Origin of the sequence: Kitasatospora sp. NPDC127067 (assembly GCF_042724755.1) — a bacterium.
GTDB lineage: Bacteria > Actinomycetota > Actinomycetes > Streptomycetales > Streptomycetaceae > Kitasatospora > Kitasatospora lactacystinica.
In genome coordinates this window covers 136,189-142,544 of sequence record NZ_JBHXEM010000006.1, presented here as the reverse complement: position 1 = coordinate 142,544, position 6,356 = coordinate 136,189, and the positions used below count along the sequence as shown (strand labels likewise).

General features: G+C 74.1%; 5 protein-coding genes. 4 read left to right on the top strand and 1 reads right to left on the bottom strand.

All coding sequences use genetic code 11. The features are described 5' to 3' along the window. Nucleotides 1-147 precede the first annotated feature (147 nt). From ACFWJ4_RS04720 to ACFWJ4_RS04710, 3 genes are all read left to right on the top strand, one after another. The gene (locus tag ACFWJ4_RS04720) at nucleotides 148-2,427 is read left to right on the top strand and encodes a biotin carboxylase N-terminal domain-containing protein (RefSeq protein ID WP_380539125.1); all 2,280 of its coding nucleotides are present in this window, start codon (nucleotides 148-150) and stop codon (nucleotides 2,425-2,427) included. An 83-nt stretch (nucleotides 2,428-2,510) separates the two neighbouring features. Then, the gene (locus ACFWJ4_RS04715; protein WP_380539143.1) at nucleotides 2,511-3,428 is read left to right on the top strand and encodes a hydroxymethylglutaryl-CoA lyase; all 918 of its coding nucleotides are present in this window, start codon (nucleotides 2,511-2,513) and stop codon (nucleotides 3,426-3,428) included. Nucleotides 3,429-3,603: 175 nt separating this feature from the next. Further along, nucleotides 3,604-4,794: an acyl-CoA dehydrogenase family protein gene (locus tag ACFWJ4_RS04710; RefSeq protein WP_380539122.1), complete on the top strand. Its 1,191-nt coding sequence runs from the start codon at nucleotides 3,604-3,606 to the stop codon at nucleotides 4,792-4,794. A 158-nt stretch (nucleotides 4,795-4,952) separates the two neighbouring features. Here the strand turns inward: ACFWJ4_RS04710 and ACFWJ4_RS04705 are convergent, their stop codons facing one another. Further along, nucleotides 4,953-5,429, bottom strand: coding sequence for a universal stress protein (locus ACFWJ4_RS04705; protein WP_380351429.1), 477 nt, complete (start codon nucleotides 5,427-5,429; stop codon nucleotides 4,953-4,955). Here ACFWJ4_RS04705 and ACFWJ4_RS04700 point away from each other — a divergent pair. Then, a complete protein-coding gene (locus ACFWJ4_RS04700; RefSeq protein ID WP_380539146.1) occupies nucleotides 5,361-6,161 on the top strand; it encodes a hypothetical protein in 801 nt (266 codons plus the stop codon). The two genes, ACFWJ4_RS04705 and ACFWJ4_RS04700, sit on opposite strands and share 69 nt — an antisense overlap. Nucleotides 6,162-6,356 lie beyond the last annotated feature (195 nt).

Below are 6,356 nucleotides of genomic sequence, written 5' to 3'. Positions count from 1 at the left end.
GTGACCCCGCCTGGTGCCCCCCCGGCGCGCTCCCCCCCCCCCGCCGGGGGGTCCCCCCCGGGGGCCCCCCCCCCCCGGGCCCCCCCCCCCGACCGCCCACCGCCACCTCCTTCGTACGGCTCCCCTCGACCCGGAGGAACGCCTCCCATGTTCGACACAGTTCTGGTCGCCAACCGCGGCGAGATCGCCCTCCGGGTGATCCGCACCCTGCGGCGGCTCGGCATCCGCTCGGTCGCCGTGTTCAGCGACGCGGACGCCGACGCGCCGCACGTCCGCGAGGCCGATGTCGCGGTCCGGCTCGGCCCGGCCGACCGCAGCGACAGCTCGGCGGCCGAGACCTACCTGCGGACCGACCGGATCCTCGACGCCGCCCGCCGCACCGGCGCCCAGGCCGTCCACCCCGGCTACGGCTTCCTCGCCGAGAACCCCGGCTTCGCCCGCGCCTGCGCCGACGCGGGCCTCGCCTTCATCGGACCTCCTCCCGGTGCGGTCGAGCTGATGGGCGACAAGATCAACGCCAAGGAGGCCGTCCGGGCCGCAGGTGTCCCGGTGGTCCCCGGCAGCCAGGCCACCGCGCCCACCGACGATCAACTCGTCGCCGCCGCCGACGAGATCGGCTACCCGGTACTGCTCAAGCCGTCCGCCGGCGGTGGCGGCAAGGGCATGCGGCTCGTGCGGGACCGCGCCGACCTGCCCACCGAGATCGCCGCCGCCCGCCGCGTCGCCCGCACCGCCTTCGGCGACGACACCCTGCTGCTGGAGCGCTGGGTCGACCGGCCGCGCCACATCGAGGTGCAGGTGCTGGCCGACGCCCACGGCACCACCGTCCACCTCGGCGAGCGCGAGTGCAGCCTGCAGCGCCGCCACCAGAAAGTGATCGAAGAGGCTCCCTCCGTTCTCCTCAATGCCGAGACCCGCGCCGCGATGGGCGCCGCGGCCGTCCGCGCCGCGGAGTCCTGCGGCTACACCGGTGCCGGCACCGTGGAGTTCATCGTCCCCGGCATCGACCCGGACGCCCCCGCCGCCGCCTCCGACGCCGAGGGGGTTCGGGACTTCTTCTTCATGGAGATGAACACCCGCCTCCAGGTGGAACACCCCGTCACCGAACTCGCCGTCGCGGTCGGCGCGGACTCGGCCCGGCTCGACCTGGTCGAGTGGCAGGTGCGCGTCGCCGCCGGCGAACCGCTCTCCTTCACCCAGTCCGACGTCTCCTTCCTGGGCCACGCCATCGAGGCCCGCATCTGTGCCGAGGACCCGGAACGGGACTTCCTGCCCACCGGCGGCCGCATCCTCACCCTGGACGAGCCCCGGGGCGAGGGCATCCGCGTCGACTCCGGAGTGGCCGCCGGAACCGTCGTCACCAGCGCCTACGACCCCATGCTCGCCAAGGTCATCGCGTACGGGCCCGACCGCCCGACCGCGCTGCGCCGACTCCGCGCGGCGCTGGCCGACACCCGCATCCTGGGCATCACCACCAACACCGGCTTCCTGCGCCGACTGCTCGCACACCCCGAGGTCGCCGCCGGCCGATTGGACACCGGCCTGGTGGAGCGGACGGCCCAGGAGCAGCCGGCCCTGCTCACCTCGCCGCACTCCCCCGCGAACGCGATCACCCCGGACGCGGCCGCGGCGGACCCGACCGCGGCGGTCGAAGCGCCGTCACCCGCTCACCTCCTCTACTACGCGGCCGCACTGGCACGGCACCTGGAACTCACCCCGGCCGCCGACCCCGACGGCTGGACCGACCCGTTCTCCCTTCCCTCCGGCTGGCGCCTGGGCGGCACCCCCGCCTGGACCACCCACCGACTCCGTACCCCCGGCCAGGACCCGGTGGCGGTGCGCATCCGTTCGATCACTGCGGGCAACGTAGCCGATGCCACTGACAATTCCGCCGGGACCACCCGCGAGGTGGAGCTCCGGCTCGACGAGGGCCCCGCGCACCGCGCCCGCGCGACCCTGGCCGGCGACCGGCTGCACCTGACCGTCGACGGCCTCCGGACCACGTTCTCACTGGCCACCGACGCCACCCCCGGCCTCGCCGCCGGACCGGTGACCTGGCTCGGCATCGAGGGCGACGCCTGGCCGCTGCACGCCTACGACCCGGTCGTCGAGAGCGCCGCCGGGGCCGGGGCGCACCACGGCGCCCTCACCGCCCCGATGCCCGGCACCGTGACCGTCGTCAAGACCACGGCGGGCGAGACGGTCCGCAAGGGGCAGCCCCTGCTCGTGCTGGAGGCCATGAAGATGGAACACGTGATCGCCGCACCGCACGACGGCGTGGTGAGCGAACTGCGGGCCGCCGCCGGCGCCACCGTCGCGATGGAGGACCTGCTGGTCGTGGTCACCCCGGTCGAGGAGGCGGCGGGCGAGGACGCGGCGGCCGACCCGGTCGCCGCCCCCGCCGAGCCCGCGGAGGTCCGGTCGTGACCACCCCCACCCCCGCCCCCGCCCCCGCCCGCGAACCCGACGCCCTCGACCTGGGCCTGCCCGACCCGGTCCGCGCCCCCGGCATGCCCGAGGCGGTCCGGATCCACGAGGTCGGACCGCGCGACGGCCTGCAGAACGAGAAGTCCTCGGTGCCGGTCGAGGTGAAGGCCGAGTTCATCGCCCGGCTCGCGGCCGCCGGGCTGCGCACCGTCGAGGCCACCAGCTTCGTTCACCCGAAATGGGTACCGCAGCTGGCCGACGCGGAGGAGCTGTTCCCCCGGCTCGCCGGCCTGCCGGAGCGCCACCCCGGCCTGCGGCTGCCGGTGCTGGTGCCCAACGAGCGCGGCCTGGACCGCGCGCTCGCCCACCACGCCTCCGACATCGCGGTGTTCGCCAGCGCCACCGAGACCTTCGCCCGCCGCAACCTCAACCGCTCGGCGGACGAGGCCATGGCGATGTTCCGCCCGGTCGTGGCCCGGGCCACCGAGGCCGGGGTCGCGGTCCGCGGCTACCTCTCGATGTGCTTCGGCGACCCGTGGGAGGGTCCCGTCCCGGTCGACCGGGTGGTCCGGTACGGCGTGCAGCTGCTGGAGCAGGGCTGCGCGGAGCTGAGCCTCGGCGACACCATCGGGGTGGCCACTCCGGGCCAGGTCACCGCCCTGCTGGCGGGCTTCGAGCGGGCCGGCGTCCCGGTCGGCCGGCTCGCCGTGCACTTCCACGACACCTACGGCCAGGCGCTCAGCAACACCCTGGCGGCACTGCGCGAGGGCGTCACCACGGTGGACGCCTCGGCGGGCGGCCTGGGCGGCTGCCCGTACGCGAAGAGCGCCACCGGCAACCTGGCCACCGAGGACCTGGTCTGGATGCTGCACGGGCTCGGCGTCCGGACCGGCGTCGACCTTCGCGCGCTCGTCGCGACCAGCGGCTGGATGGCCGAGCGCCTCGGCCGCCCGAGCCCCTCCCGCGCCGTCCAGGCGCTGCTCGGCTCCACCGGGAGCTGACCCGCCCGAACCCGTCCCGGCGCCGACCGCCCGCAACCCGGCCGGCGCCGCGCACCACCCGCACCGCCCGAACCCGTCCCTCACATCACACCGCGCGTCCGTCACACCGTCCGACGGACGCCGGTCACCCCGCTCACGTCCGCGGCCGACCCGGCCGGGCGCCAGGAGGATCACCATGCTCGACCACAGGCTCAGCAGCGAGTACGAGGAACTGCGGCGCACCGTCGCCGAGTTCGCCCAGGACGTGGTGGCGCCGAAGATCGGCGGGTTCTACGAGCGGGAGGAGTTCCCCTACGAGATCGTCCGGGAGATGGGGCGGATGGGGCTCTTCGGCCTGCCCTTCCCGGAGGAGTACGGCGGCATGGGCGGGGACTACTTCGCCCTCGGCCTCGCCCTGGAGGAACTCGCCCGCGTCGACTCCTCGGTGGCGATCACCCTGGAGGCCGCCGTCTCGCTCGGCGCGATGCCGATCTACCGGTTCGGCACCGAGGAGCAGAAGCGCGAGTGGCTGCCCCGGCTGACCTCCGGCGAACTCCTCGGCGCCTTCGGCCTCACCGAGCCGGAGGGCGGGTCGGACGCGGGGGCCACCCGCACCACGGCGCGCTACGACGAGGCCACCGACGAGTGGGTCATCAACGGGACCAAGTGCTTCATCACCAACTCCGGTACCGACATCACCGGTCTGGTCACCGTCACCGCACTCACCGAACCGATCGCTCGTTCGAGTGAAGAGGGCGAATTCCGCTCGCCTGTGCGGGAGATCTCCTCCATCATCGTGCCCACCGGGACCCCCGGATTCCAGGTCTCGAAGAAGTACTCGAAGGTCGGGTGGAACGCATCCGACACCCGCGAACTGTCCTTTACCGACTGCCGCGTTCCCGCGGCCAACCTGCTGGGCGAGCGTGGCCGAGGCTACGCCCAGTTTCTGCGGATCCTCGACGAGGGCCGCATCGCGATCGCGGCCCTGGCCACCGGCCTGGCCCAGGGCTGCGTCGACGAGTCCGTGAAGTACGCCGGCGAGCGCCGGGCCTTCGGCCGGCCGATCGGCGCCAACCAGGCCATCCAGTTCAAGCTTGCCGACATGGAACTGCGCGCCCACACCTCCCGCCTGGCCTGGCGGGACGCCGCTTCCCGGCTGCTGCACGGTGAACCGTTCAAGAAGGAGGCCGCGATCGCGAAGCTGTACTCGTCCGAGGCCGCGGTCGACAACGCCCGCGAGGCGACCCAGATCCACGGTGGGTACGGCTTCATGAACGAATTCCCGGTCGCCCGCTTCTGGCGCGACTGCAAGATCCTGGAAATCGGGGAGGGCACGTCCGAGGTCCAGCGCATGCTCATCGCCCGGGAACTCGGCGTCGGTTCGTGACGACCACACCCTGATGGTCACCTCCTGAGCCGCGCCCACCGGGTCACGTACCACTCAACGCGCTTCCCCGCACAAAGAGTTGGGGAGCCCGACGATGGAGGAGGCAGCAGGAGGAGACCTCGGGGAGGCTTCGTGAGAAGCCTCGGGAACGAGAGACCTCAGGGGATCACGATCACCGGACGGTTGGCCCGCCGCGCCAGCCGTCCGGAGACCGAGCCGAAGATCTTGCCGAGCAGGCCGTGCGTCGTGCCGACGACGATCGCGTCGGCGGCGTACTCACGACCGACCTCCTCGATCTCGTGGCAGATGTCCCCGCCGCGCTCGACCAGGATCCACGGCACCCCGGTGAGGAAGTCCGCGCAGGCGAGCTCCAGGCCGAGGACCTCGGTCCGGTGGTCGGGGAGGTCGACGAAGACGGGTGGCTCGCAGCCTGCCCAGACGGTGGCGGGCAGACGGTTGGCGACGTGCACGATCACCAGACCGCACTGCGAACGGCGCGCCATGCCGACGGCGTAGGCGAGAGCGCGCTCGCTCGACAGCGAGCCGTCGAAGCCGACCACCACACCGTGCTGGAACACCGGGTCGAGGGACGGCGCCGGGGCTTCCTGCCCGGACGGCTCGGCGTGGCCACCCAGCGGGCCGGCCGCGCCGGCAGCCGCCTCCGGACGCTCGGCGCCCGGGCCCAGGCGGCCCGTCACCGAAGACCCGGCAGGGTCGGCCGGGGGTTCGCCACGCCGCTGGCGGGGCCCCTGGCGCTCACGGCGGGCGAGGCTGCCCCGACGGGCGAGGCCGCGCAGAGCGCGCGCGAAGCCCGGCGGGCCGTCACGCCCCGGGCCGGACTCCCCTGGCTCTGCCGGCCGGGCCACGTCGGTCGGCTGGACCGCGCCGGTCGGCTGAACCGCACGGGCCGCCTCGGGCTCCTCGGCGGCGTCGGCTCGCTCGCGTCCCGTCCGTACGCCCGGGACGCGGCCCGGGGCCTCGGCGCGCGCGTCAGCTCGTTCATCGACTCGTTCATCGGCTCGCGGGCCGACAGACCCGCCCGCGCCGCCGTCCCGGCGACCGTCGCCGTGGCGACCGTCGCCGTGGCGACCGCCGCGGCCGTCGTCGAGACCGCCTTCGCGGCCCTCACCGAGGCGGCCACTGCGGCGATCACGGCTGTCGTCACCGTGCCGGTCGGCGCGGACTTCGGCCGGTCCGTCGGGACGGTCGCAGGCAGACCCGCCCGCCGGGCCCACGCTGCGGGGCGTGTCCGGTTCGACCGGTCGGGGATGCTCAAAACCAGCCATGGCTCACGGCTCTTCGATGGAGAGGGGCCGACAGGAGAGGAGAACAACGCTGCCCGGGCAGCAGGCCCGCCCACGGGATGACGTCGGTCTGCGCCGCGCAGCACCGTATGTGACCTGTTCCTTTCAGAGTACGACGGGCCTGGGGCCCCGCCCAGCGAGGAAGCCCCTGAGCGACGTTGTTCCCGCGAAAGGGGGATGCGCCCGCCGAGGCAGTGCGCCCCGCCCACAGGCGATCGCGCCCCCTCCGGAAAGGAGGTTCCCTGGAGCTTGACTGAG